The organism is Arthrobacter sp. 10T425 (assembly GCF_056393985.1).
Genome location: NZ_JBFTGZ010000007.1, coordinates 25985 through 51053, shown reverse-complemented (window position 1 = coordinate 51053; position 25069 = coordinate 25985). Strand labels below are relative to the sequence as shown.

The 25069-nt window shown below is 68.7% G+C and carries 17 protein-coding genes; 6 read left to right on the top strand and 11 right to left on the bottom strand.

Annotated features, from left to right (window positions below; all coding sequences use genetic code 11):
* The first annotated feature begins 147 nt into the window (after positions 1–147).
* The 4 genes from AC1DDH_RS10045 to sufU all read left to right on the top strand — a co-directional run bounded on the left by AC1DDH_RS10045 (position 148) and on the right by sufU (position 8589).
* Complete coding sequence (locus tag AC1DDH_RS10045; RefSeq protein WP_476955357.1) at positions 148–2838, top strand: LuxR C-terminal-related transcriptional regulator; 2691 nt, start codon at positions 148–150, stop codon at positions 2836–2838.
* A gap of 71 nt (positions 2839–2909) precedes the next feature.
* Complete coding sequence (locus AC1DDH_RS10040) at positions 2910–5633, top strand: helix-turn-helix transcriptional regulator (protein WP_476955356.1); 2724 nt, start codon at positions 2910–2912, stop codon at positions 5631–5633.
* Positions 5634–6814: 1181 nt separating this feature from the next.
* Positions 6815–8122, top strand: a complete 1308-nt coding sequence (locus AC1DDH_RS10035) for an aminotransferase class V-fold PLP-dependent enzyme (RefSeq protein ID WP_476955355.1) — start codon at positions 6815–6817, stop codon at positions 8120–8122.
* A gap of 11 nt (positions 8123–8133) precedes the next feature.
* Positions 8134–8589: a Fe-S cluster assembly sulfur transfer protein SufU gene (gene sufU / locus AC1DDH_RS10030; protein WP_028276481.1), complete on the top strand. Its 456-nt coding sequence runs from the start codon at positions 8134–8136 to the stop codon at positions 8587–8589.
* A 10-nt stretch (positions 8590–8599) separates the two neighbouring features.
* Here the strand turns inward: sufU and AC1DDH_RS10025 are convergent, their stop codons facing one another.
* The 5 genes from AC1DDH_RS10025 to AC1DDH_RS10005 form a co-directional block, all read right to left on the bottom strand.
* Positions 8600–9913: a UDP-glucose dehydrogenase family protein gene (locus AC1DDH_RS10025; protein ID WP_476856545.1), complete on the bottom strand. Its 1314-nt coding sequence runs from the start codon at positions 9911–9913 to the stop codon at positions 8600–8602.
* 29 nt (positions 9914–9942) lie between these two features.
* Positions 9943–10386 (bottom strand): VanZ family protein, encoded by a 444-nt coding sequence (locus AC1DDH_RS10020; RefSeq protein WP_230009621.1) that lies wholly within the window; start codon positions 10384–10386, stop codon positions 9943–9945.
* 95 nt (positions 10387–10481) lie between these two features.
* A complete protein-coding gene (locus tag AC1DDH_RS10015) occupies positions 10482–10703 on the bottom strand; it encodes an SCO4848 family membrane protein (RefSeq protein ID WP_018774651.1) in 222 nt (73 codons plus the stop codon).
* Between the two features lie 4 nt (positions 10704–10707).
* Entirely contained in the window at positions 10708–11205 is a 498-nt protein-coding gene (locus AC1DDH_RS10010) for a DUF2505 domain-containing protein (protein WP_223914131.1), read from the bottom strand.
* Between the two features lie 48 nt (positions 11206–11253).
* Positions 11254–12819 (bottom strand): SDR family oxidoreductase, encoded by a 1566-nt coding sequence (locus AC1DDH_RS10005; protein WP_476955354.1) that lies wholly within the window; start codon positions 12817–12819, stop codon positions 11254–11256.
* A gap of 247 nt (positions 12820–13066) precedes the next feature.
* On the opposite strand from AC1DDH_RS10005, the gene mfd reads away from it, so the two are divergent.
* Both mfd and AC1DDH_RS09995 read left to right on the top strand, forming a co-directional pair.
* Positions 13067–16738 carry a transcription-repair coupling factor gene (mfd, locus tag AC1DDH_RS10000; RefSeq protein WP_476947327.1) on the top strand — a complete coding sequence of 1224 codons (3672 nt, stop codon included), beginning with the start codon at positions 13067–13069 and terminating at the stop codon, positions 16736–16738.
* Between the two features lie 4 nt (positions 16739–16742).
* Positions 16743–17573, top strand: coding sequence for a metal-dependent hydrolase (locus AC1DDH_RS09995; protein ID WP_476955353.1), 831 nt, complete (start codon positions 16743–16745; stop codon positions 17571–17573).
* A gap of 71 nt (positions 17574–17644) precedes the next feature.
* On the opposite strand, the gene AC1DDH_RS09990 is transcribed toward AC1DDH_RS09995, so the two are convergent.
* The 6 genes from AC1DDH_RS09990 to nirB all read right to left on the bottom strand — a co-directional run bounded on the left by AC1DDH_RS09990 (position 17645) and on the right by nirB (position 24915).
* Entirely contained in the window at positions 17645–17869 is a 225-nt protein-coding gene (locus tag AC1DDH_RS09990; RefSeq protein WP_230010712.1) for a hypothetical protein, read from the bottom strand.
* 52 nt (positions 17870–17921) lie between these two features.
* Positions 17922–18620, bottom strand: a complete 699-nt coding sequence (deoC, locus tag AC1DDH_RS09985; protein ID WP_476849037.1) for a deoxyribose-phosphate aldolase — start codon at positions 18618–18620, stop codon at positions 17922–17924.
* A gap of 160 nt (positions 18621–18780) precedes the next feature.
* A complete protein-coding gene (locus AC1DDH_RS09980) occupies positions 18781–19680 on the bottom strand; it encodes an FAD-dependent oxidoreductase (RefSeq protein ID WP_476955352.1) in 900 nt (299 codons plus the stop codon).
* Between the two features lie 242 nt (positions 19681–19922).
* The gene (locus AC1DDH_RS09975) at positions 19923–21077 is read right to left on the bottom strand and encodes a uroporphyrinogen-III synthase (RefSeq protein WP_476856642.1); all 1155 of its coding nucleotides are present in this window, start codon (positions 21075–21077) and stop codon (positions 19923–19925) included.
* 92 nt (positions 21078–21169) lie between these two features.
* On the bottom strand, positions 21170–22204 hold the full coding sequence (cobA, locus tag AC1DDH_RS09970; protein ID WP_476955351.1) for a uroporphyrinogen-III C-methyltransferase: 1035 nt from the start codon (positions 22202–22204) through the stop codon (positions 21170–21172).
* 2 nt (positions 22205–22206) lie between these two features.
* The gene (gene nirB, locus AC1DDH_RS09965; protein ID WP_476955350.1) at positions 22207–24915 is read right to left on the bottom strand and encodes a nitrite reductase large subunit NirB; all 2709 of its coding nucleotides are present in this window, start codon (positions 24913–24915) and stop codon (positions 22207–22209) included.
* Positions 24916–25069 lie beyond the last annotated feature (154 nt).

Sequence of the window (25069 nt, the reverse complement as noted above, 5' to 3'; positions counted from 1 at the left end):
CTAGGTAATCGAGTACTACTTACGCATACCGAAAATACGCGTAGTCCCTACCGTTGAGGTATCACCGCTCACACTTTGATTGCGAAGGTCTCTCATATGTTCCAGCAAGACGCCGGCTTGCCAACGGGCAGCGGCCAGACAGAAATAATGTTTCCGGCGCAAAGAAACGGTCATGGCCGCAGTAAGGACAGACCCTTCACCCGCCAGGAGGTCGTTGCCGACATCGTTGAGACCCTGACGTCGGGTTCCGGCTGCGGCATCGTGCTCGTGGGCGACCACGGGGCCGGCAAGTCCTTTATCGCCCAGCGCGCCCTGGAGCAGCTCGGCGACGAGTACCTGGTAGTCCAGGTCAGGGGCAGCTCCATATCCTCCAAGCTTCCCTACGGGGCCTTGAGCGTCCTGCTCAACGACCTCGACGCCTCCCACCTCGAGCACCCGCTGATGGTGTTGCGCGGACTGACCCAGCTGCTCCACAACAAATCCGAAGGCCGGCGAATCGTCCTCTTCGTGGACAACGCCCATGACCTCGACGAGCTCTCCAGCATGATGGTGGCCCAGTTGAGCGCCGGGTCCCATGTCACGTTGCTGGCGGCGTGCGTTGACATGCCGCACATAGGCGGGGACATCATGGGCCTGTGGAAGGATGACCTGCTCCGACGGGTGGACCTTGGACCGTTCGACTTCGCAGAGACGGCAACAACGTTGCACCACGAATACGGCGGCCGGTTCTCCCTGACCGCTGCCCGGGCGCTTTGGAGTGCGAGCGGAGGCAATGCCTTGTTCCTCCATTCCCTGGCCCGGGAGCAGATCAAGCTGGGCACAGTGATCCGCCAGGACGGTGTATGGTTCCTGGGCAACGGCCCCATCGCCTTGACCGGAGAGATCCGGGACGTCGTGAAGGCACGCCTCAACCGGCTCGGCAACGGCCAGCGCGACGTCTTTGAACTGCTGGCACTCGCCGGGGCAGTCCCGCTGCAGACCCTCATGCTCATCGCCAACCCGCAGGATATGGACGCGCTCCAGGAGCGGGCCCTGATCCGGGTCACCCATGACCATCCGCCGATGGTCAGCATCGCCAATCCGGTGACCGCCGGAATTGTCGCCAACGTGGTCCCGCCCGGGCGCAGCGCCGAACTCCGCCGCCGGCTCACGGCCGTGCTCCAGGAATCGGACACGCTGGACACCGGCGGCTCGGCCGGCGTCGCCTGGGCGCTGGATTGCGGGGAAGAGGTGAGCTCCCAGGTCGCCCTGGCCGCCGCACGCGCCGCGAACGGTGCATCCGACCACGCGGCCGCCTTGCGATTTGTCCAGGAGGTCGAAGGAAGCGAACCCGCTGCCCTGATGGCCATCGAAACAGTCAATGCCCACATCTCGGTGAACAACGAGGACTCCGCACGCCGGGTTCTGGAGGCACTGGATGACGGCGCGTGCGCCAGGCTTCCCCTGACCGAGTGGACCGCTTTGCAGCTGCTGCGCGTGGAACTGGACAAACGCAGCACCGCCCCGGGAGCCGACCCCGAAGCCCGGATACAGGAGTTCGCCGAGCGGCTGGCTGCCGAGCCCGCCGCACAGAGTTCAGTTGCAGTTGCAGCCCGGGAGCGGCTGCGCCTGGCGGAGGCTGGGCTCGCCGCTTTCCGTGGACGCTACGACGAAGTCCTGGCCATAACCGACGGCGTGGACGCGGGGGACCTGGGCAGCGAACCAAGGATCCTGACCGCCAGCGTGCGCAGCGAGGCCCTGGCCGTCACCGGCAACGTGGTGCGGGCGCTCGCCCTTGGAAAGCAGATCCTGGCGGCCACAGCCGGCGTGCAGCTCCCGGACCATGCGGTTCGTGAGATCAGGGGCAGGTTCCTCCTCCTCCTTTTGCTCTCCGGCAAGTTCAGGGAAACGTCCGTCTATCTTGAGGAGACGTACAGCGGCGCAGAGCCCCAGACCAGGCTGGGCGGGATGTTTGAGATCGGGCACGGCGTCATGGACCTGCATGCCGGACACCTCGACGACGCCTTGTCCCGGCTCCAGGCGGGCCGGTGGCAGCTCCGGGCGCAGGACCCCGACGCTTTGGGCGGCCTGGCCGCGGCCGTGTGTGCCTATGCCGCCGCACTCCAGGGCGAAGAGGAAATGGCTGGCCTGCTACTGGACGATCTTGCCCAGGCCCGGCCGCCCGCGGCCTGGCTGGTGGAACGGCTCACACGCTATTTCGAACTGTCGGCCCAGGCCGAGCTCGGCCAGAGGGCAATGTCCATCCGTGCGCTCTCGGCCGAAGCGGGCAACGACGCCGAAACGTCAGCACTGGCCCCCGCGCTCCTGTTCCAGTCCGCCGCGGCCCGGCTGGGAGACCGCCAGACGGGCCAGAAGCTCGGCAGCCTGAGCGGGAGGGTGACCGGACAATTCGCGGCCCTGTGCTCGCGGCTGGCCGAAGGCATGCGGGAGGCTGACAGCGAGCAGTTACTGGCAGCATCCAAGGAAGCTGAGGCATGCGGCAACACCGTGTTCGCCCGGGACGCGGTGCGGAAAGCCGTCGGCTGCGCGAACGACGCCGGCAACCGCATCGCGCTGCGGATCGCCCAGCGGGCGCAGCAGTCTCTCGATGACAAGTTCGGCAGTCCGAAGAACGGGCTGCGGTCGCTTACAACCTCAACCCTGACGGCGAGGGAATGTGAAGTGGCGGTCCGGGCCGCTGCCGGTACGTCCAACCGCAAGATCGCGGAACAGATGCACGTATCCGTCCGCACTGTGGAGGGACACCTCTATCAGGTGTATTCGAAGCTGCACGTCGCCAGCCGATCGGAACTCAAAGATGTCATCTCGACTCCGGCAGACAGCGCCAGGCTCGGCTGAGCCCGGCAGACTGCAGGCGGCAACCCGGACGGCTATTCAAGACGGGCAGAAACTGGCAGGAAGAACCGGCGATGGAAAGCCTGGCTGAGACCTCGGCACTGATCGAGCGCTCGGCGCTGGTCAAGGACCTGGTGCGTTGCCTGCGTGACGACACCCGATCAGGTGCGCTCATCATCGGCGGCGCGGGCGCGGGCAAGACCGCCGTCCTCAAGGCCGCCATCCGCGAACTCGAGCCCCACCGCCGCCTGATTCGGCTGACCGCCACTCCGGCCCTGGCCAGCGTTCCTTTCGGTGCCTTGGCGCCGTACTTGTCCCGGCTTCCTGACCGGGAACTCGACTCCTACGCAGCCGTCGTGGAAGCGATGGCGCGCAGCCTGAAATCCGAGGCGGACCGCCCTCTGTTTGTGGTCGACGACGCGCATTGCCTCGATCATGGGACCGTCCGGCAGTTGGCTCAGGCGGCGGCGACCGGCGCCGCGGGAATCCTCGTGGCCTGCCGTCCCGGGCCGATGATTCCGGAAGAGTTCCTCGCGCTCTGGGACGACGGGATAATTGCCAAGTTCGACCTTTACCCGCTGAGCCGGATCGGAACCCACCAACTGTGCGAGCAGGTCCTGCGGGCCGACGTCTCTCCGTGGGTTAGTGCGTTGTTCCATAAGGCGGCCGACGGCAATCCGCTCATGCTGATGTCCCTGATCCAGCATGCCCGTGCCAGCGGTGCCTTGGGCCTCCGGCACGGAGTGTGGTTCCTGCTGGCCAACCCCGACATGGCCCAAGTTCCGGCCGCCGACGTTGTGGACCGGCAGTTGCGCTCCATGACACCGGAGGAAAAGACCGCCGCCACGATCGTTGCCATGGCCGGACCGCTATCCCTGTCCCAGATTCTGCGGATCAGTGGTCCTAAGGCCGTCGATGCCCTGGACACCGCGGGCATTATTGCCGTCTCCACGGGACATGACCGGCTGGTACGGCCCGCCAGCCCGATCCTTGGCGAAATTATCCGCCAGCGGGTCCCGGCCGGCCGCAGTTCGGCCCTGCGTTCGAGCGTGTTGTCGCTTCCGTCAGCGCGTGCCGCGGCGCCGGGAGCGGCACTCAACCGGCTGCGCTGGTCCATGGACTGCGGCGTAGAGATCCCTCCGATCCAGCTCCTGCAGGCCGCTGTCGCCGCGAACACGGACCTGGACCCTGCGACCGCGTCCCGGGTGGCTGGCGCCATCCGGGACGCCCGGTTCCTCCCCGAGGCCCGGATCCAGTTGGCTTATTCGCACTTCATCGCGGGGCACACCGAGGCCGCTGTGGCGTGTCTGGAGGCCGCACAGCCGGTGCCCTCCGGACGGCCGTCCTACCTGGCAGCCCTCCTCGCAGCCCGGCTCGGGTCCGCAACGCCGGCCCGGCAACAGCAAGCCGACGCCGGGCCGCACCGCCCGGCCTTTGGACTGTCCATGGAACCAGAGCTCCTGGAATCGCGGGCCCGGGATTCACTGTCTGCGGATTTCGCAACGTGCACCGACCTTTCCGGGCGCGCTCCGGCGGGACGGCCGTCGGACGTGACAGCTGCCGGGGGACTGGCCACAGAGCTTCTGAGTCACTCGTGGGACGGCAAGTTCATGGCAGTTGGAACCGTGCTGCGCGAACTCATCGCCGCGGCCGGCGCCTATCCCGAAATCCGGGTCCCGGCAGTTTCCCTCCTCGCCGAACTCTTGACCGCCCAAGGTCAACTCCGCGCAGGGCTGCGATTGGACGGAGAGGCATGGGGCGGCGCCCGAACCGCAAGCCTGGAACTTCCCTTGGTCTACGAGGACCTCGTGGTGCGCCACTGCCTGAATCTGATCTGGGCCGGCGACTGGGACCGGCTCGGAAATGTCCTGGACGATTACGCGGCCCGTGAGCCTGGGCGTCTGCTGTACAGCGGCGGCATGCTGCACCTCATGCGGGGCTATTCGCGGTTGCGCCAGGGCAGGATGCGTGAAAGCTTGGCCGAACTTCGGCTGAGTGTCGAAGAGCTTACTATCGCCGACCCGTTAGGTCTGTTGCCGTTTGCGCGCGCCGTTGCGGCCTACGCCGCAGGCGCCGTCGGACGCCACCATGAGGCCAGCCAGCATGTGCTGGCCTACCGGCTCTCGGAGTACCGGGAGCCGAAAACCCTTCACCTGCTGGCAGAGGCGTACTGCCGGGCGGCTGAACCCGGAGAAGGGCCCGGAGGGAGCGGTGCCGGAGCTTTGGCGCGGCTGGCGGACGAGGCCCTGCACGAGAGCCTGCGGGGCGTTGAAACCGATATCAGGCGGCTCGCGCTCCGCGGCGGTGACACCTCGGGCGCCGAAGCCCTCGCCCTCAGCAGCGGCGCAGTCGACGGCCCGGAAGCCAGGCTGGTGGAGTCCTACGCGCGAGCGGTGTCGGCGTCCGATGCGTCCGACCTCATTGGCATCAGCGACGACGCGCTCAATGCAGGGCACGGGCTCCTTGCCCTTGAGGCCGCCCAGCAGGCCGAGCGGATCCTGGCAGACGACCCGGAGCGGTGGCGGCTTACCGCGGTCCAGCGCCGGGTCCATCACCGCCTGGTGGAGGCCGGAATGTTGTCGCAATTGGAGGTCGTCCGCAGCGATCACGGCGCCCCGTTGACTGCCCGCGAGACCGAAGTCCTGGAACTGGTGTCGGGCGGGGCCACGAACGCCGAGATCGCCACCGCGCTCTGTGTGTCACTTCGGACAGTGGAGGGGCACCTGTCCCGGATCTTCGCCAAGCTCGGCGTGGGCCGGCGGGCGGACCTCCTGGACCTCGGCCCGCTGCCCTCCTGACCGGCCCGGCCCGGCATGGCGTGACCTGGCTGTGGCGTGCGTACAGCACGGGTGGCCAGCGGGACCAGCGGGAGTAGCTCCAAGTAGTGCCATGGCGAGTAGGGCGTCAGAAATCGGGTAAACGCTACTCGTGTGCAGAGTCCGTTCGGGCGATTGACTTAAGCCAGTCCCACGAACAGCCCCATCCCGAACAGCTCCACCCCGAACAGCTCCAACCCGAACAGCTCACAAAGGTCTCAAAATGAGGAACTTGAGGGCGGTCAGCAACCGCAAGCATGGCCCGAGGAAAGTGTGGTCTCAAATTCCTTGCTTGCGGATGCGGCCACTGCCACCATTAGAGGTGATCGGGCCGTAATCTTTCCCACTAACTCCTTCATTGGAATCGTGCGGTGCCTCAACGGGCAGCCGCGCGCCAAGGTCGGAGCCGGCGGCGTCAGAGCCTTCTGAGACCGAGGCTCTCCCCCCAGCCGCCGCCGGCTCCCTTAATCGGTCTACACGCGGGTCCGCGCCATCGAGAAGCGCGGCCCTGACACCGGCGCCGTCGGGCATCGCCGCAGGGGGTAGCGGCGCGTGACGGCGTCCGGTGTGCAAGCCCTCGCCGGACCTGGCGTCAAGCGCCGGCATGTCGGGCGAGCCTTGCGCCGCGCAGGCCTTGCGCAGTAGCAGTGAGAGCCGGCCGGATGTTCCGGCGCCCCTGTTGCATGTCGCTGTTGGATGCCGCTTTTGCATGCCGGTGCTGGATGCCGACGGCCCACGGCTCCCGCCAATGGGTCCCGGCGACGCACACCCGCGGTCCCGGCGACGCACACCCGCGGCCCCTGCGGTCATCGCCGCGGCCGCTATCGGTCGTCGTTCGCCATTCTTGGGCAGCACCAGCCCAACCCGCCTGGCTGGCGGTTGATTGCGGCTGCCCTTGGGCAATGCTCCTGTCGCGGTCCGGGTCTTGGCCGCCGAAGGGCACCGCCGCGGGAGCCGATGGCCGCCGGAGCCGGCTAACGGGGCGCGGACCTCCGCCCGGGTTCCGCGGTGTGCGGGTCCGCGCGGTGGCCGCGCGGTGGGCGCGCAGGAGGGCTGCAGGAACGTGGGATAATTAGGTTTAATCTGTGTGACGTATTTTGCACGCTGGCCGCCCGGCCGGCGCGGTGTACGCCGCAGCGAACGCCGATCCAGGAGTCTCCGCCATGGTTGCCACCCCAGCCCATCTCCGCCGCTCTGCCGCCGCGCTCGGAAACGAGGAGGTCCTGAGGATCCGCAACGACTTCCCAATCCTGCAGCAGCACGTCAACGGCAGGCCGCTCGTCTACCTGGACTCCGGTGCCACCTCGCAGAACCCGCTCAGCGTGCTCGAGGCCGAGCAGGAATTCTATGAGCAGCGGAACTCCGCGGTCCACCGTGGGGCACACCACCTCGCCGTCGAGGCCACCGAGGCGTTCGAAAACGCCCGGGAAACGGTGGCGGACTTCGTCGGGGCGGAGTGGGATGAGCTGATCTGGACCTCCAACGCCACGGAGGGCCTGAACCTGCTCACCTACTCCTTCCTCAACGCTTCCCTGCCGGGCGCCGGACCCGAAGCGGCCCGGTTCGCCCTGGCCCCGGGCGACGAGCTCGTGGTCACGGAGATGGAGCACCACGCCAACCTGATCCCCTGGCAGGAGCTGGCGGCCCGGACCGGCGCCGTCGTGAAGTTCATCCCGGTCGACGACGCCGGCGCCCTTGACCTGGAGGCCGCTGCCGGCATCATCGGCCCGCGCACCCGCGTCCTGGCGTTCACGCACGCGTCAAACGTCCTCGGCACCATCAACCCGGTGGCCGCCCTGGTGGCCCTGGCCCGGTCCGCGGGAGCCCTCGTGGTGCTCGACGCCTGCCAGTCCGCACCGCACCTGCCCCTGGACGTGAAGGCGCTCGACGTCGACTTCGCGGTGTTCTCCGGCCACAAGATGCTTGCCCCCACCGGCATCGGCGCCCTCTATGGCCGCTCGGAGCTGCTCAACGCGATGCCGCCGTTCCTGACCGGCGGCTCCATGATCACCACCGTCACGATGGAACGGGCGGGTTTCCTGCCCAGCCCGCAACGCTTCGAAGCCGGCACCCAGCGCATTTCGCAGGCCGTGGCACTCTCCGCGGCGGTAAATTACCTCAGCGAAACCGGGATGGACCGCATCCACGCCTGGGAAGCCGAACTCGGCCAGCGCCTCGTGCGCGGCTTGGAGTCCATCCCCGGGATCCGGGTGCTGGGTCCGGCGGCCGGGCAGGAGCGGATTGGCCTGGCGGCATTCGACGTCGCGGGCGTCCACGCGCACGACGTCGGCCAGTTCCTGGACAGCCGCGGCATCGCCGTGCGGGTCGGCCACCACTGTGCCCAGCCCCTGCACCGCCGGCTCGGGCTGACAGCGACGACGCGCGCCAGTACGTACCTTTACAACACCACGGACGATGTGGACGCGTTCCTGAACGCGGTCGCCGATGTCCGTGCCTACTTCCAAGCCTAGGACGGACATCCATGAGTCTTGACCAGCTTTACCAGCAGATCATTCTCGAACATGCCAAGGCCCGGCACGGCAGCGGCCTCGCCGCCGCGGACGCGCCCAAGGAGGCCAGCTGCGGGCAGTCCCACCAGCTGAATCCGACCTGCGGCGACGAAATCACGGTCCGGGTGTCCGTGGCCGGCGGGAAGGTCAGTGAGCTGCGCTGGGACGGCGACGGCTGCTCGATCTCGATGGCCTCGGCGTCCGTGCTGACAGACCTCGCCGAGGGCATGACAGTCGAGGAACTCAGCACCGTCATTGACAGCTTCCGCGAGGTGCTGCGCTCGCGCGGGAAGGTGCCGGCCGACCCGGAGGTGCTGGGCGACGCCGCGGCGTTTGAGGGCGTGTCCCGTTATGCTGCCCGGGTCAAATGCGCCATGCTCTCCTGGGTGGCCGCGGAGGACGCCCTCGGCCAGGCGCTGACGGCCTGACGGCAACACATCAGGGCCGGCCCAGGCCCTTGTAGGTCCAGCCGGCCGCCCGCCACTTGGCAGGGTCCAGGACGTTGCGGCCGTCCAGGATGCGCGGCGCGGACACGAGCGCTTTGGCGGCGTGCGGATCCAGCTCCCGGTACGCCTGCCACTCGGTCAGCAGCAGCACGGCATCGGCCCGGTGCAGCGTCGTCTCCAGGTCCGGTTCCAGCTGGAGTTCCGGGAAGCGCTTGGCGGCATTGGGCAGGGCCTGGGGATCGGTGACCGTCACCACGGCGCCCTGCAGCTGCAGCTGCGCGGCGGCGCTTAACGCGGGGGAGTCCCGGACGTCGTCGCTTTCGGGCTTGAACGCCGCGCCCAGGACGGCGACCCGCTGGCCCAACAGGGACCCGCCGCACAGTTCGCGTGTTAGCTCCACCACCCGGGTCCGGCGCCGCATGTTAATCGCATCCACTTCCCGCAGGAAGGTCAGAGCCTGGTCCGCCCCCAGCTCGCCGGCGCGGGCCATGAAGGCACGGATGTCCTTGGGCAGGCACCCGCCGCCGAATCCGATGCCTGCGTTCAGGAACTTCCGCCCGATCCGCTCGTCGAGCCCGATCGCATCGGCCAGCCGGGTGACGTCGGCGCCGGTGGCTTCGCAGACCTCGGCCATGGCGTTGATGAAGGAGATCTTGGTCGCGAGGAACGAGTTGGCTGCCGTCTTCACCAGTTCCGCCGTGGCGTAGTCCGTCACCAGCCGGGGTGTCCCGCCTGCCAGGGGAGTCTCGTAGACCCTGTCGAGGACGGCCACCGCGGGATGGTCTTCGCTGCCGTCCGGCGTGCCGTAGACGAACCGGTCCGGGTTCAGGGTGTCTGTCACGGCATGGCCTTCGCGCAGGAACTCGGGATTCCAGACCAGCGAGGCGCCGGGCTCTGCCTCCGCCAGCACCTCGGCCAGGCCCGCGGCGGTTCCCACAGGCACCGTGGATTTGCCGGCGACGACGTCGCCGGGGGAGACGTATTCAGCGAGCGAGGCGACGGCGGCGTCGACATAGCGCAGGTCGGCGCCGTTTTCGCCGCGTTTCTGCGGCGTTCCGACGCAGATGAAGTGGACCTCGGCGCCGCGGGCGGCCGCCATGTCGGTGGTGAACCGCAGCCGGCCCGATTCCTCAAGTTGGGACAAGAGTTCGTCGAGCACGGGTTCGTAAAAGGGGGCGTGGCCTGCTGAAAGCTGTGCCACCTTGTGTTCGTCGACGTCGATTCCGACGACGTCGTGACCCAGCTTTGCCATGCATGCGGCATGGACCGCGCCCAGGTAACCGCAACCAATAACCGAGATCCGCATAGTTCCGATTTCCTCCCGTCGGGCCCTGTTCACAGGGTACGTGGTGGACGTCGGGATCGCACAGCCTCACGGCGTGCCATGAACAGCCTGGCCACGAGCGCGCCGGCCATGGCGCCGATCGTGTTTGCGGCGACGTCGGCGACGGACGGAAAGCGCGCCGGCAGGAACGCCATCTGGCCGAGTTCGATCACGACGGAGAGGATGAACCCGGCAACGGCCCCGCCCCACCAGAGCCGCAGGCCCAGGATGATGGCGACCAGGGCGCCCAGCGGAATAAACAGGATCACGTTTGAGGAAAATTCCACCACCCCGTAGTCGAACCAGGGAGGGACGCCCCAGCTGTGCAGTTGCCGGAGCCACCGCATGAGGTAGGTGGCCGCGCCCCGGTCAACGGGCACCGGCCAGAAGGCAATCAGGCCGAGGACCGGAACGCAGGCGCACAGGCCCCAGATGGCGACGCGGCGGGGTAGCAACTGGCGTCCCCTTTCAGCGGTCCACCTTTTTGCTGATTCTAGCGGCCGGCGGCGGCAGGCGCAGGGTGCGCGTGCCGCCGCCGGTGTGCCGGATGCTAGCTGAGCAGCCCGGCCACGCCAATCGCCGCCGTCGCGGCCCCCAGCAGCATGGAGATGCTGACCAGGACCACATGGACGGTCAGGAAGCGCGTGGCCTTGCCGTTGGCGTCGCGGGCACGCGGATCCTTCATGACCCGGCGCAGGAACTGCGGCCAGACAACAAGGGACCAGACGCCGGCGACTATCAGGACGACGGCGAGGACCGCGGGCAGTTCCACGGGGTCAGTGGCTTTCGAGCCAGGCCTGGGCCTGCTGGGACTGCAGGTTCAGGGCCTTTCCGACCATCGGTTCTGCGGCGTCGGCGATCTTGCCGCCAAGGAACGGCACCGAGGAGGTCACGTCGCCCTCGAGCTCGATCCGGGTGCTGCCGCCGTCGGACACGAGACGCTGGACAGCCTTCACGTCCAGCGGGGCGCCGGAGACCTTCAGGGAGATCTTGCTCTGCCGGGAGCCGTCGGCGGCGGGGGCCTCCCAGGCCTCCAGCTGCGTCACCTTCAGGCTTTCGCCAACAAATTTCCGGGCAATGTCGGGCATCCGGGTGGTGGGGATGGTCCGCACGGTGGTGGTGTTGAAAGCGCCGGCGGTGTCACCGTCGATGGCGAAGGATTCCAGGGTGCCGCCGACGAGTTCGCTCGTGTGGCGCAGGAAGTCTTCATTGACGAAAACCGCGGTAACGCGGTCGACGCTGTGCGGAACGGTGGTGGATGCACTCAGGGCCATAGGGGGGTCCTCCGTGATGTGGAAGTGGACGTTTCGGGCTCCAACATCCTACGTGGTGTGCCGGGCTGGCTCCGATTCGAGGTTTTCCAGATCCCGGGCGGCGGCGGTGATATTCCGCGACATGGCGGGAAAAATGACGCTGTGGAACGGCAGCACTGCGAGCCAGTAGAGGCGGCCGCTGAGGCCCTTGGGGAAGAAGATGGCGCGCTGGCGGTAGCGGCTGCCCGTCCCCTCCGGCTCCACGGAAAGTTCGAGCCAGGCCCGGCCCGGGGCCCGCATTTCGGCCCGCAGCCGCAGCAGCCGGCCACGGTCGATCCGCTCGACCCGCCACCAGTCCACCACCTCGCCCTCGGCCAGCAGGTGCGGGTGCCGGCGGCCGCGCAGCAGCCCCGCCCCGCCGGTGAGCTTGTCCAGCCAGCCGCGCACCTGCCAGGCCAGTGGCAGGGAGTACCAGCCGTTCCGGCCGCCGATTCCTTCGATGACGGTCCACACATATTTGGGGTCCACGTCGCTTTGGAAGCTTCGCTCGTCCACGTACACGGCGTGTCCGGACCAGTCCGGGTCGCTCGGCAGGGGATCGGCGTCGACGCCGGCGCTGGTCCACGTGGTCTCCACCTGGCCGTCGCGTTCCTTGCCCAGGGCGAGGGCCACGGCCCGCCGGTAGCGGGTCAGGCCACCCTCCGGCGCAGGGATGCACGCGTCGATGTCGTGCTCGGCGGCGACGGCGTCGTGCTGGAGTGATTCGACGAGCGGCAGGGACATGGAGAGCGGGATGGGGGTGGTCAGTGCCACCCACAGACCGGCCAGTTTGGGGGCCGGCACCGGCAGCGCCAGCACCACCCGGTGCGGCAGGCGGGCCTCTGCGGCGTATTCCTGCATCATTCCGGCGTAACTGAGCACCTGGCGGCAGCCGATGTCGAAGGTCCGGTTGATGGGTCCTTCCAGCGACGCTGCCGCCACGAGGTAGTACAGGACGTCACGGACCGCGATCGCCTCGATCTTGTTGCGCACCCAGCTCGGGGCGGGCATCAGCGGCAGCGTCTCGGACAAATGCCGGATCATTTCGAACGACGCCGAACCCGAGCCGATCACGACGCCGGCCTGGAACACCACCGCGTCCACCGGGCTGTCCAGGAACACCTTCCCCACCGCCTCGCGGGAGCGCATGTGGGTGGACAGTTCGGCCCCGGCCGGGTGCAGGCCGCCGAGGTAAACGATCCTGTCCACACCGGCGGCGGCCGCGGCCCGGGCGGCCGTCCCGGCCATCGTCTTTTCCTTGGCCTCGAAGCCGGCCCCGGCCGCCATGGAATGGACCAGGTAGTACAGGACGTCGACGCCGTCGAGCGCCGCCTGCAGGGCGTCCCCGTCGTCGAGGCTGCTGTGGATCACCTCGACGTCGTCCAGCCAGGGCACGCCGGCGATCTTGGCCGGGGTGCGGACCACGACTTTGACCCTGTGCCCGGCTTCCAGGAGCCGGGGGACAAGCCGGCCGCCGATGTAGCCGGTGGCCCCGGTGACGAGCACGGTCTTAGGGGATGAGGCCTTCGCGGTGGCTGCCTGCGGGGCTGGAGCAGGGGTTCCAGCGGGTTCGGGGGTTGCGGTTGTGGCGTTCATGGTGACTCCTTGTCAGCCAGCAGTTGGCGGGTGGCCTACCAAGCCATTCGGTGCGCGGCCCGCGTTGGATGGGCCGCCCGCTCCTGAAGCCAGCCTAGCCCCGTCGGCGGCGCCCCGGGCAGGTCCCGCCGGCCGGGCCCGTCGGCGGGCCCCGAGGCTCCGCGGTAGGCTTGGAGGGCCCGGGATTCTCGCGAATTTCGGCTATTCGTGTTGCCTGCACCCCGTGATCCCATCAGGAGCAACAGCTATGAGCCTCAACGGCCCCTCTCTCACCGGTTTGCGCCGTGTCCTCGCCGAAGACCGGAACTACGCCCGGATCCAGGCCGAGGCCGCCCGCGGGTTCGCAGCCCGCAGCGAGGATTACCAGATCAGCGCCCCGGCCGGAATGCGGTCCACGCTGCTCGCGGAAATGGCGGACGGACTCGCGACCCTGGCGGGAAACGAAACCGGCTCTGCAGGGGCTGGCCGGGGAGTGCCCGTGGTCCTGGCCGTCACCGCGACCGGCCGCGAGGCTGAGGACCTGACCGAGGCCCTGCGCGCCTTCCTGCCGGCCGAGACGATCGCGGAGTTCCCCAGCTGGGAGACGCTGCCGCATGAGCGGCTCTCCCCGCGCTCGGACACCGTGGGCCGGCGGCTGTCTGTGCTGCGGCGGCTCGCGCACCCCGAATCGTCCACCGCCGGTGCGCTGCGCGTGGTGGTAGCCCCCGTCCGCGCCGTCGTGCAGCCGATCGTCGCCGGACTCGGCGAACTGGTGCCGGTCACCCTGAAAGTCGGCCAGGAGGCCCCCTTCAGCGGTGTCGTCAAGAGCCTGGCCGACGCCGCCTACGCCCGGGTGGACATGGTGACCCGCCGCGGCGAATTCGCCGTCCGCGGCGGCATGCTGGACGTCTTCCCGCCCACCGAGGACCACCCCATCCGGGTCGAGTTCTTTGGTGACGAGGTGGACCAGATGCGCTGGTTCGCCGTCGCCGACCAGCGCTCGCTGACCGCGCCCGGCCTGCACCATCCCACCGAACTCCATGCCCCGCCGTGCCGCGAAATCCTGATCACACCCTCCGTCATGTCCCGCGCCGCGACCCTGAAGTCCCAGCTCCCGGCCGCCGCGGACATGCTGGAGAAAATCGCCGGCGGCATCGCCGTCGAGGGCATGGAATCGCTGGCCCCCGTGCTGGTGGACGCCATGGTGCCGTTCCTGGACCAGCTCCCGGCGGGTTCCATCGCGGTGGTGATCGAGCCGGAGAAGGTCCGCACCCGGGCCCACGACCTCGCCGCCACGAACGAGGAATTCCTCGAGGCCGCCTGGTCCACGGCGTCCGACGGCGGCACCGCACCTCTTGATCTGACCTCTGCGGCGTCCGAAGCGCTGCACTCGGCCAGCTTCCGCTCGCTGACCGAAACCCGCACCGCGGCCCTCGAGCACGGCGTCTCCTGGTGGTCCATCACCTCGCTGGCCAGCGACGAGGAGCTGCTGCCCGACGTCGACGTGCTGAACCTGCACGCCCGGGAACCCCGCGGCTACCAGGGCGACGTGGCGGAAATGATGGACTTCATCGGCTCCCGCGTCCGGGACCAGTGGCGGATCGTCGTGGTCACCGAGGGCCCGGGCCCGGCGCAGCGCCTCGCCGAACTCTTCCACGACAACGACATCCCGTGCGCGCGGGTTGACACGCTCGAGGCCGATCCGCAGGCCGGGCTGATCGAGGTGACCACCGCCGCCGTCGGCCGCGGTTTTGTCCTGGATCCGCTCAAGCTGGCGCTGCTGACCGAGGCTGACCTGCTGGGCCGGACCTCGGCCGGTTCCACGAAGGACATGCGCAGGATGCCGTCCAAGCGGCGGAATGCCGTGGATCCGCTGCAGCTCGTGGCCGGGGACTCCGTGGTGCACGAACAGCACGGCATCGGCCGGTTCGTGGAGCTGATCCAGCGCAAGGTTGCCGGTGGCGGCGAGGGCGTGCGCGAATACCTGGTCTTGGAGTACGCCCCGTCCAAGCGCGGAGCCCCGGGCGACCGGCTCTTCGTGCCCACCGACCAGCTGGACCAGGTCACCCGGTACGTGGGCGGCGACACTCCGGCGCTGAGCAAGATGGGTGGCGCGGACTGGGCGAGCACCAAGTCCAAGGCCCGCAAGGCGGTCAAGGAGATCGCCGGCGAGCTGATCCGGCTGTACTCGGCCCGGATGGCCTCCCGCGGCTACGCCTTCGGCCCGGACACCCCGTGGCAGCGGGAACTGGAGGAGGCCTTCCCGTACGTGGAGACCCCGGACCAGCTGACCACCATCAACGAGGTCAAGGCCGACATGGAGCGGGAGATCCCGATGGACCGGCTGATCTCGGGCGACGTCGGCTACGGCAAGACAGAGATCGCTGTCCGGGCCGCGTTCAAAGCGGTCCAGGACGGCAAGCAGGTCGCCGTGCTGGTGCCCACCACGCTGCTCGCCCAGCAGCACTACGAGACGTTCACCGAGCGGTTTTCCGGCTTTCCCCTCGTCGTCAAGCCGCTGTCCCGCTTTCAGACCGGCAAGGAGGCCAAAGAAACCGCCGACGGCGTCAAGTCCGGTTCCGTGGACGTCGTGATCGGCACGCACCGGCTGCTGTCCAAGGACTTCGGCTTCAAGGACCTCGGCCTGGTGATCGTGGACGAGGAGCAGCGTTTCGGCGTCGAACACAAGGAAGCGCTGAAGAAGATGCGCACCAACGTCGACGTCCTGGCCATGAGCGCCACCCCGATTCCGCGCACACTGGAAATGTCCCTGACCGGCATCCGCGAAACCTCCACCCTGGCCACCCCGCCGGAGGAACGGCACCCCGTGCTGACGTATGTGGGCCCGTACACGGACAAGCAGACTTCCGCCGCGATCCGCCGTGAGCTGATGCGCGAAGGCCAGGTGTTCTTCGTCCACAACCGGGTGTCCACGATCGACCGCACCGCGGCGAAGATCCGCGAACTGGTCCCTGAGGCCCGGGTGGAGGTGGCGCACGGGCAGATGTCCGAGAGCCGGCTGGAGCAGATCATCGTGGACTTCTGGGAAAAGCGCTTCGACGTCCTGGTCTGCACCACCATCATTGAGACCGGCCTGGACATCTCCAACGCCAACACCCTGATCGTGGACGGCGCGGACAAGTACGGCCTCTCCCAGCTGCACCAGCTGCGCGGACGTGTGGGACGCGGCCGTGAACGCGCCTACGCCTACTTCCTCTACCCTTCGGAGAAGCCGCTGGGCGAGGTGGCGCTGGAACGGCTCAAGGCCGTCGCAACGCACAATGAGCTCGGCGCCGGCATGCAGCTGGCCATGAAGGACCTGGAGATCCGCGGCGCCGGCAACCTGCTCGGCGGCGAGCAGTCCGGCCACATCCAAGGCGTCGGCTTCGACCTCTACATCCGGCTGGTCGGCGAGGCCGTAGCCGAATACCGGGGCGAGGCGGAGGAGAAGGCCGCCGAAATGAAGATCGAACTGCCGGTCAACGCGCACCTGCCGCACGACTACGTGCCGGGCGAACGGCTGCGCCTGGAGGCTTACCGCAAACTCGCCAGCGCCATCACCTACGAGGCGATCGAGGAGGTCCTCGCGGAGCTCGTGGACCGTTACGGCGAGCTGCCGCTGCCGGCCACCAACCTGATCGACGTCGCCCGGTTCCGGGTGGGCGCCCGCGAGGCCGGATTGTCCGACGTCGCGCTGCAGGGCAACTTCATCAAGTTCTCCCCGGCGCAACTGCCCGAGTCCAAGCTCATGCGCCTGACCCGGATGTACCCCGGCGCGCAGGCGAAGCCGGCTCTGGACGCCGTGCTCGTTCCGAAGCCCAAGACGGCCAGGATCGGCGGCCGGGACCTGCAGGACGCCGAGATCCTGGAGTGGGCCAACGGCGTGATCCGCAACATCTTCTCCGACGCCCCTGTCTCGGCCACACCGGCGGTGAAATAAAAGAATGATGGGAGGACATCACGCCGCGTCGGGAGCCGCGGCGTGGGTAGCCATTGCCTCGACCGGCTCGTATGCGCTCGGCTGGTACCCGCTGGATCCCACCGGAATCGTGATCGGCGCGATGGCGACGGCGGGGACCGCGCTGGTCTGCGACTGGGACCACCGTGCCAGCACGGTGGCGCACGCGCTGCCGCCGCTGTCCAACCTGGTGGCGCGCGGCATTGAGAACGCCAGCGGGGGCCACCGGCAGGGCACTCATTCGGTGCTGGGCGCGGCGTTCTTCGTGCTGCTGGCCACGATCGCCGGGCAGTGGCAGGTGCAGACCCAGTGGGGGCTGCTGTCCGTCGGAGCCGGCCTGCTGTGCATGTTCATGATCAACATCGCCGCGAAGGCACTGAAACTCTTCCCGAAATTCGGCTGGATCAGCAACTGGATCGTCGGGCTGCTCATGGCCGGACTCGTGACGTGGTTCGCGCCGCACCAGTGGACCTGGCTGCCGGTTTCGATGCTTACCGGGGTGCTGGTGCACATTGTGGGGGACATGATCACCACCGGGGGAGTGCCGCTGCTCTGGCCACTTGTGATCAAGCCGCCCAAGGTCCTGCGGAAACTGCCGCTGCTGAAGAACATCTGGAGGGCCAACGGGGCGTTCTCCATCCCGCTGCTGGGCCGGGCGGGTTCGCGGCGGGAATGGTTCGTCCTGATCCCGGTAAGCGGCTACGCCATGGTGGGGATGTTTGGCGCCGGCCTGGCGGTGGCCAAAGCGCACTTCCCCGCGGCCCTGGCCCTCGGCACGGGGCTGGTCAAGGGCCTGTTCGCACTGGTGCCCGGCTAGGACTGCCACCGGTTAAATGACTGAAGCTCCGGATGAACCGGAGCTTCAGTCATTTAAGGGTCAGGAGAGGCCTAGTTTTCGCCGGCCGAATCCGAGCGGCCCAGCAGGGTCTGGGGGATCCAGAACGCGGCCGCGAAGAGAATCAGGCAGACGGCCATCGGCCAGGTGTTTTCCAGCGTCAGGAAGGACAGCGAGTAGATCGCACCGAGGAACAGGACCATCATCGGCACGAACAGGGCGATGCTGGATCCGAGGCTGTTCTCGACGCGCCGGGACGGGGTGGTGTTGCTGGACATTCGTTCCTCCTCGGCCCCGGGGGGCTCAAAACTGTGGGCGGTGCCGGCACGGTCAGTACGCGGACGAACCCTGTTCACCCTTGACGATCGCGATACCGGAGCTGGCGCCAATACGTGTTGCACCTGCAGCAATCATAGCCTGAGCATCGGCCAGGGAACGCACGCCGCCGGAGGCCTTGACACCCAGGTCCGGGCCGACGGCGCGGCGCATGAGAGCGACGTCCTCGGCAGTGGCCCCGCCGCCGTTGAAGCCCGTGGAGGTCTTCACGAAGTCCGCCCCGGCTTCCACCGCGGCCTCACAGGCGAGCACCTTCTGGTCATCGCCCAGCAGCGCCGTTTCGATGATGACCTTCAGGATGGCTCCGCCCTCGTGCACGGCGGCCGCGACGGCGGCGATGTCGTCCACCAGCGCGCCCTTGTCATTGGCACGGGCCGCGGCGATGTTGATGACCATGTCCACTTCTTCGGCACCGTCCAGGACCGCGCCGCGGGCCTCGAAGGCCTTGACGTCGCTCGGCGTGGCGCCCAGCGGGAATCCCACCACGGAGCACGTCAGGACGCCGGATCCCTTGAGCGCTTTCTTGACGGTCTTGACCCATACCGGGTTCACGCAGACCGACTTGAAGTGGTACTCCGCCGCCTCGGCGCAGACCTTGAGGATCTCCGCCTCGCTGGCCTCCGGCTTGAGCAGGGTGTGGTCGATGTAGGAGGCGATGTTGGGCGTCCCCCCGGTGGCGGCTTCTTGGCTCATGGTGGTCCCTTTCGTGGCGGGCCTGGGACGCGGCGGTCCCTTCCCGGGCCTTGTGGGCCTGCGGGCCCTGGCGGCGCCGCGTGGTGCGCGGCTTATCAGGGAACCATCTTGCCATAGGAATGTGCCCGGCGGATGCCCCCGGCCGGGCCTCCCCGGCACGTCAGGCGGCGGCCGCCAGGGGCCGGCCCATGGTGGCCTGAAGCAACTGGGAAGCGCACACCGACGCCGCGGAACCGGAGGCCACGAGCAGCCCCAGCCGGACGCCGTCGTAGGCTGCCGCGTCACCGATCGCCCAGATGCCCGGCACGGAGGTGCGGAAGTCCTGGCCGATGACGATCCCGCCGCCGGCAGCGGTCGCGAGCCCGGCCGTGGCGGCCAGCTCGTCGCGGGCGATGCGCTCCTCGGCGAGGATCACGAGGTCACCGTTCATGCTGGAGCCGTCCTCGAAGACGATGCCCGACGCCGGCAGGGCGGACCCGGCGGCGGTGGGAACGACGGCGGCGGGACGGACGGTGGTGCGGACCGGGCGGACGCCGCGGGACCGGAGCACGGCCTCGGCCTGGCCGGCGGCCGAACCCGTGCCGACCAGGATGCCGAGGGGGCGGCGGCCCAGGACCCGGGTGACGTCCTTGACGGCCTCGCCCAGCCCGGCGGCGTCGTCGATCGTGGAATAGCTCAGGCAGCGGGCGGCACCTTCCACCGGAGCCTCGGCGGGAGCGGAACCGGTGGCGATGACGAGCTCGTCGTAGTCGAACTCCATGCCGTCGGCGGTGGTCACGCTGCGGTTTTCCGCGTCGATATAGCTGGCCGGCTGGCCGAAGCGGACGGATACCTGGGGCAGGACGGCGAGCTCCAGCAATTCCTCGGGTGCGTCGTCCCGGTTGCTGAGGACCGTGATGGCGCCGGCGAACGGGGTCCGGGTGAGCTGCCGGACGAGCGCCTGGGCGGCCCGGCCGGCGCCGGCGATGACGATCCTGGGCCGGGCGGCCGTGGTGGCGGCGGCAGCCGGAGCGCCTGTCAGGGAGGAAGTGGAGATGGGAGACATTGCCGGAGCGGACATGTGCTGGCCCTTTCGCTGGGCGGCCATCGTGTGGCCGGTGTGCTTGATGAACCCCAGCGTAGGCGTCCGATTTTTCCGGGGTGTTTCCCGGGTGTTGCCGCTTCTGCCCTGCCCGTTCGCCAGTATTTACCGGCCGGTAATGCCGTGGGTCACACCCCGCGAAGGCCGGCAGCAAAGCAACGCGGGGTCACTTAGCGCCTATAGATAGCGGTGGGATGGGCGCTATGTGACCCCGCGTTGGGTTAGACCCTGATCCGGTAGCCGCGTTTCACCACGGTTTCCACCAGCCGGGTGTCCGGCAGCGCGGACCGCAGCCGGCTGACGGTCATGTCCAGGGCATGCACGGAACCGCGCAGCTCCAGCAGGTCCGAGAGTGCCTCGCGGGACAGCACTGCCCCGCCGGCGCCGATGAGCGCGCGCAGCAGCAACAGCGGTGCGGGCGCCATCTCGACCGGCTCGCCGTTGATGCGCAGCGACCGGCCGCGCAGCTCCACCCTGCCGGAAACGGTGTCGAGCCGGCGGACGTGGTTCAGCGCCAGGTGCTCGCAGACCAGCCGGATCAGGGCGCCCATCCGGAACCGTTCCGGGATCAGCGGGTGCAGCCCGGCATCGAGCAGCGGCTGCGCGGTGATGGGCCCGACGACGGCGGTCGCCACGGTGGTCTTCAGGCTCTCCACGAGCTGTTTGTAGACGCCCATCTCGTGCGCCGTGCTCCACATCGCGTCCACGGCGGGCGCGCTGGTGAACGTCAGGACATCCAGGTTGCCGCTGCACGCGGCTTCGATCAGCTTGGGCAGCCGGTCGGCGCCGTCGGGCTTGACCCAGCGGTACGGGGTGACCGTCAGGACGGTGGCGCCGGACATGCGCAGGCGCTCGAGCTGGCGGACATCGGTGTAGCCGTGCAGCTGCACCGCGACTGTCTTGCCGCGCACACCCTCGGCCAGGAGCATGTCCACGAGCGTGGACGTGGTTTCGTCGCTGCTGATTCCGACGTCGGCGAGCCCGGCGGCGCGCACGGCGCCGCGGGCTTTGGGCCCGCGGACGAACATCCGGGTGGCGGAGAGGGTCTCCAGCAGCTGGTCGCCAATGCCAAACGTGTCCGCGGCCTCGCACCAGCGGCGCATGCCGTAGGCGGTGGTCGCGATGCAAAGATCGGGCCGGGCGGCGATGATCGCCCGGGTGTCCTCGATCAGGCTCTGGTCCTCCCGGACCGGGGCGATCTTCAGTGCCGGGGCGTGAAGCACCTCGGCACCGCGGCGTTCCAGGGCCTCGATGAGGTCCTGCGAACGGCGGTGCGAGGTGACGCCGATCCGGAAGCCGTCCAGGGGAAGGTCCCGGTCGGTCGCGTCCTCGGCGGGTTCGGGCGCGGGGGCGCCGGCGGTCGCGCCGGCGGTCAGTGCGGAGGCGAGGGCGGGGTTCAAGGAGGACAGTGGTGCGCCGGGCTCCGGGAAGGTTGCGGCGACGGCGTTCAATGCGCTCATGGGAATCCTTACGCCTCCATCAGTGATGCGGCCAGACGGTCGAGCGATGCCGTGGCATCGGCACAGCCCCGGTTGGCTTCGGCCACCCGGACAACGTCCCCGATCACCAGGACGGCGGGGTTGCTGCAGTCCGCGGCTGCGGAGGTGATGGTGCCCAGCTCGGCGATCGTGGTGCGCTGGCCGGGGCGGTAGCCGCGTTCGACGACCGCCATCGGCATGTCGGCCCGCATCCCGGCCCGGCGGAGTCCGGCCGCGAGGTGGTGCAGGGTGCCGATGCCCATCAGGACCACAATGGTTCCGCCGAGCCCGGCGAGGTGCGTCAGTTCGTTCTCGGTCAGCGGGGCATGGCCGGAGACCACGGTGAACATGTGGCTGACTTCGCGGTGCGTGACCGGGATGCCGGCGGCGGCCGGAACCGAGATGGCGCTGGTGACTCCGGAGATGACGCGGACCGGAACCCCGGCCGCGACGCAGGACGCGACTTCCTCGCCGCCGCGGCCGAACACATAGGGGTCCCCGCCCTTGAGGCGGACCACGTTGTTGCCGGCCAGCGCGCTTTCCACCATGAGCTTTTCGATGTCGGCCTGGCTGACCTTGTGGTGGCCGGGCTTCTTGCCCACATCCACTAGCTCTGCCGTGGTCAGGGACGGCAGGTCCTGGTACGGGGCGAGCCGGTCGTAGAAGACGACGTCGGCATCGCGCAGCGCGGCGACGGCGGCGACCGTGAGCAGCTCGGTGGTCCCGGGTCCGCCGCCGACCAGCGTGACGTGGCCCGCCGCGCCGGCCGGGGGCTCGGCCGCCACCGGGATGCCGGTGGCACGGCACCGGCCGAGGAGGGCCTCCCAGCCGGGCTGGCCGTCGTCGACCGCCGCGACCAGGAACGGGCGCTCGGGCAGCGGGCCGTCAATGCCGGCGCCCTGCGGGGTGCTGAGGCGGAACACGACGGCGCCGGCCGCCTCATAGCGCCGCACGGCCTGACGGGCGGCGTGGTCCGCGCCCGTGACCAGGACTTCGCGTCCGGTGAGGTCAATGGTGAGCTGCATGGCTATACCTCGTTCTCGTCAGGCAGTCCCGGGGTGGTGGCCCGGACCGGAATGGAAGCCCCGATCAGGACCGGCTGCTGCCCGGCCCGCGCCTTCTCCTCCGCTGTCGCGGGGCGCATCTGGCCGCGCTCGTCGGAGACGAAGGTGATCGAATCGTCTTTCTGGTCCGGGGCGTTGACGAAGGAGCGGAAGCGGCGGAGGCGTTCGGGATCCTTCAGGGTGTCGGCCCATTCGTCCACGTAGGTGTCAACGTGCTTGGCCATGGCGGCTTCGAGGTCCTCGGCGATGCCCAGGGTGTCGTGGACCACCACGTCCTCGACGTGCTTGATGCCGCCGTCGAGCTCTTCCTGCCAGCGCGCGGTGCGCTGCAGCCGGTCGGCCGTGCGGATGTAGTACATGAAGTAGCGGTCGATGTACTTGATCAGGGTTTCGTCGTCGAGGTCCTTGGCCAGCAGCTGGGCGTGCGCCGGAGTGGCGCCGCCGTTGCCGCCGACGTACAGGTTCCAGCCGTCGGCGGTGGCGATGACGCCGACGTCCTTGCCCCGGGCCTCCGCACATTCGCGGGCGCAGCCGGAGACGCCCATCTTCAGCTTGTGCGGGCTGCGGAGGCCGCGGTAGCGCAGCTCGAGCGCGATGGCCATGGCCACCGAATCCTGGACCCCGAAGCGGCACCAGGTGGAGCCGACGCAGGACTTCACCGTGCGCAGGCTCTTGCCGTAGGCCTGGCCGGATTCGAAGCCGGCATCGACCAGGACCTTCCAGATTTCGGGCAGCTGCTCCAGCCGGGCGCCGAACATGTCGATCCGCTGCCCGCCGGTGATCTTGGTGTAGAGGCCGTACTGCTCGGCGACCGTGGCGATCACGCCGAGTTTCTTCGGGGTGATCTCGCCGCCGGCGATCCGCGGGACCACCGAGTAGGTGCCGTCCTTTTGCATGTTGGCCAGGGCGCGGTCGTTGGTGTCCTGCAGGGTGCCGCGGCCGGCGTCCAGGACGTAGGCGCTGTTCTGGCTGGCGAGGATGTTGGCGATGGTCGGCTTGCAGATATCGCAGCCGGCGCCGGTGCCGTACTTGGCCATGATCTCCTCGAAGGAGGTCAGCTCCAGGACCCGGATGGCGTCGAAGAGTTCCTGGCGGGAGAGCTCGATGTGTTCGCACAGGGCCTTGGAGACTTCGACGCCGGACTTGGTCAGTTCGGTTTCGAGCAGCTTCTTGAGCATCGGCACGCAGGAACCGCAGCTGGTGCCGGCGCGGGTGCAGCCCTTGAGCTCGCCGAGTTCCCGGACCGGCGCGTTGCCGTCGCAGCTCCCGCAGCCGTTGACGGTGTCACGGATGGTTCCGGCCGAGACGTTGTTGCAGGAACACAGGATCGCGTCATCCGGCAGTTGGATCTCCAAGACTCCGTCCCCGGCGTCACCGCCGCCGGCCGCGGTGAGGTAGGCGCCGGGTTCGGCGGCCAGTTCGCGGCCCAGCATGGGGCGCAGGGAGGTGTAGGGCGAGGCGTCGCCGACGAAGATGCCGCCGAGCAGGGTCTTGGCATCGTCGGTGGTGACGATCTTCTGGTAGACGCCGCGGGCGGGGTCGGCGTAGACGATCTCGAGCGCGTGTTCCGTGCGGGCGAAGGCGTCACCGAAGCTGGCGACGTCGACGCCGGAGAGCTTGAGCTTGGTGGCGGTGTCGAAGCCGGGGAAGGTCGCGTCGCCGCCGTGCAGCCGGTCCGCGACGATTTCGGCCATCGTGTTGGCCGGGGCCACGAGTCCCAGGCACATGCCGCCGAAGTTGGCGACCTCGCCGATCGCCCAGATGCCGGGAACATCCGTGGAACAGTCGTCGGAGATGACGACGCCGCCGCGCTGGCCGAGCTGGAACTGCTGCGGTCCCTTTTGCCCATCCGGGCCATCCGCCGCCCGGAACAGTTCGTCGCGGGGCCGCACGCCGATCGCGACGATCACGATGTCGGCGTCGATGATCCGGCCGTCGGCCATGAGGACGCCGGTGACCTGGCCGTCGTCGTCAGAGATGACCTCGGAGGGGAACACCCCGCCGTGGACGGTGAAGCCCTTGGCCTCGATCAGCCGGCCGAGCGCCTGGCCGGCACCCTCGTCCAGCTGGGTGTTCATGAGCCACGGCGAGCCGTTGATGACGATCGGGGTGGCGCCGAGCTGTTCGGTGCCGGCGGCTGATTCCAGGCCCAGCAGACCGCCGCCGATCGTGACCGCGTTGACCTTCCGGCCCAGCTTCGCGGTGAGGTCCGCGATGGCCTTGTTGATGGACCAGACGTCCTCAAGGGTGCGGTACACATGGGTGAGTTCGGCGCCCGGGATGGGCAGGCGGGCAGCGTCCGAGCCCGTCGCTACCACCAGCTCGTCATACGGATAGACGGTTCCCGCCGCGGTCCGGACGGTCTTGCCGGCGGCGTCGATGCTGGTGACGCGCTCGCCGGTCTTGAGGTTCAGGGCCGTGTGGTCCCACATGGAAGCGCTGCCCAGGGTGAGGTCGACGTCGCTGTCGGTGAGTGCCTTGCTCAGCGCGACGCGGTCATAGGGGAGGTGGGCTTCCTCGGTGAGGACGGTAACGTGCCAGCCATCGAGTCCGCGGGCGTGCATGGCATCGGCGAACCGGTGCGCTGCGGGGCCGCCGCCGGCCACCACAATACGGCGCGGGGCGGCGCTGGTTGCGCCCTGGATCGGGTGGCTTGAGGGGTGTCCGGTCACGGTGGGCCTTTCGCATGGGCCGCAGACGGTGCTCTGCAGCTTGTCGTCCCAGACTAGGCAACCGGAATTTCGCTTCAGTTTCCCTTATGTTTCGTGATCTTAACTTCTGCATCACGAATGCATTTCCCGCCGTGTGAGCTCTCTTTTACGCGCC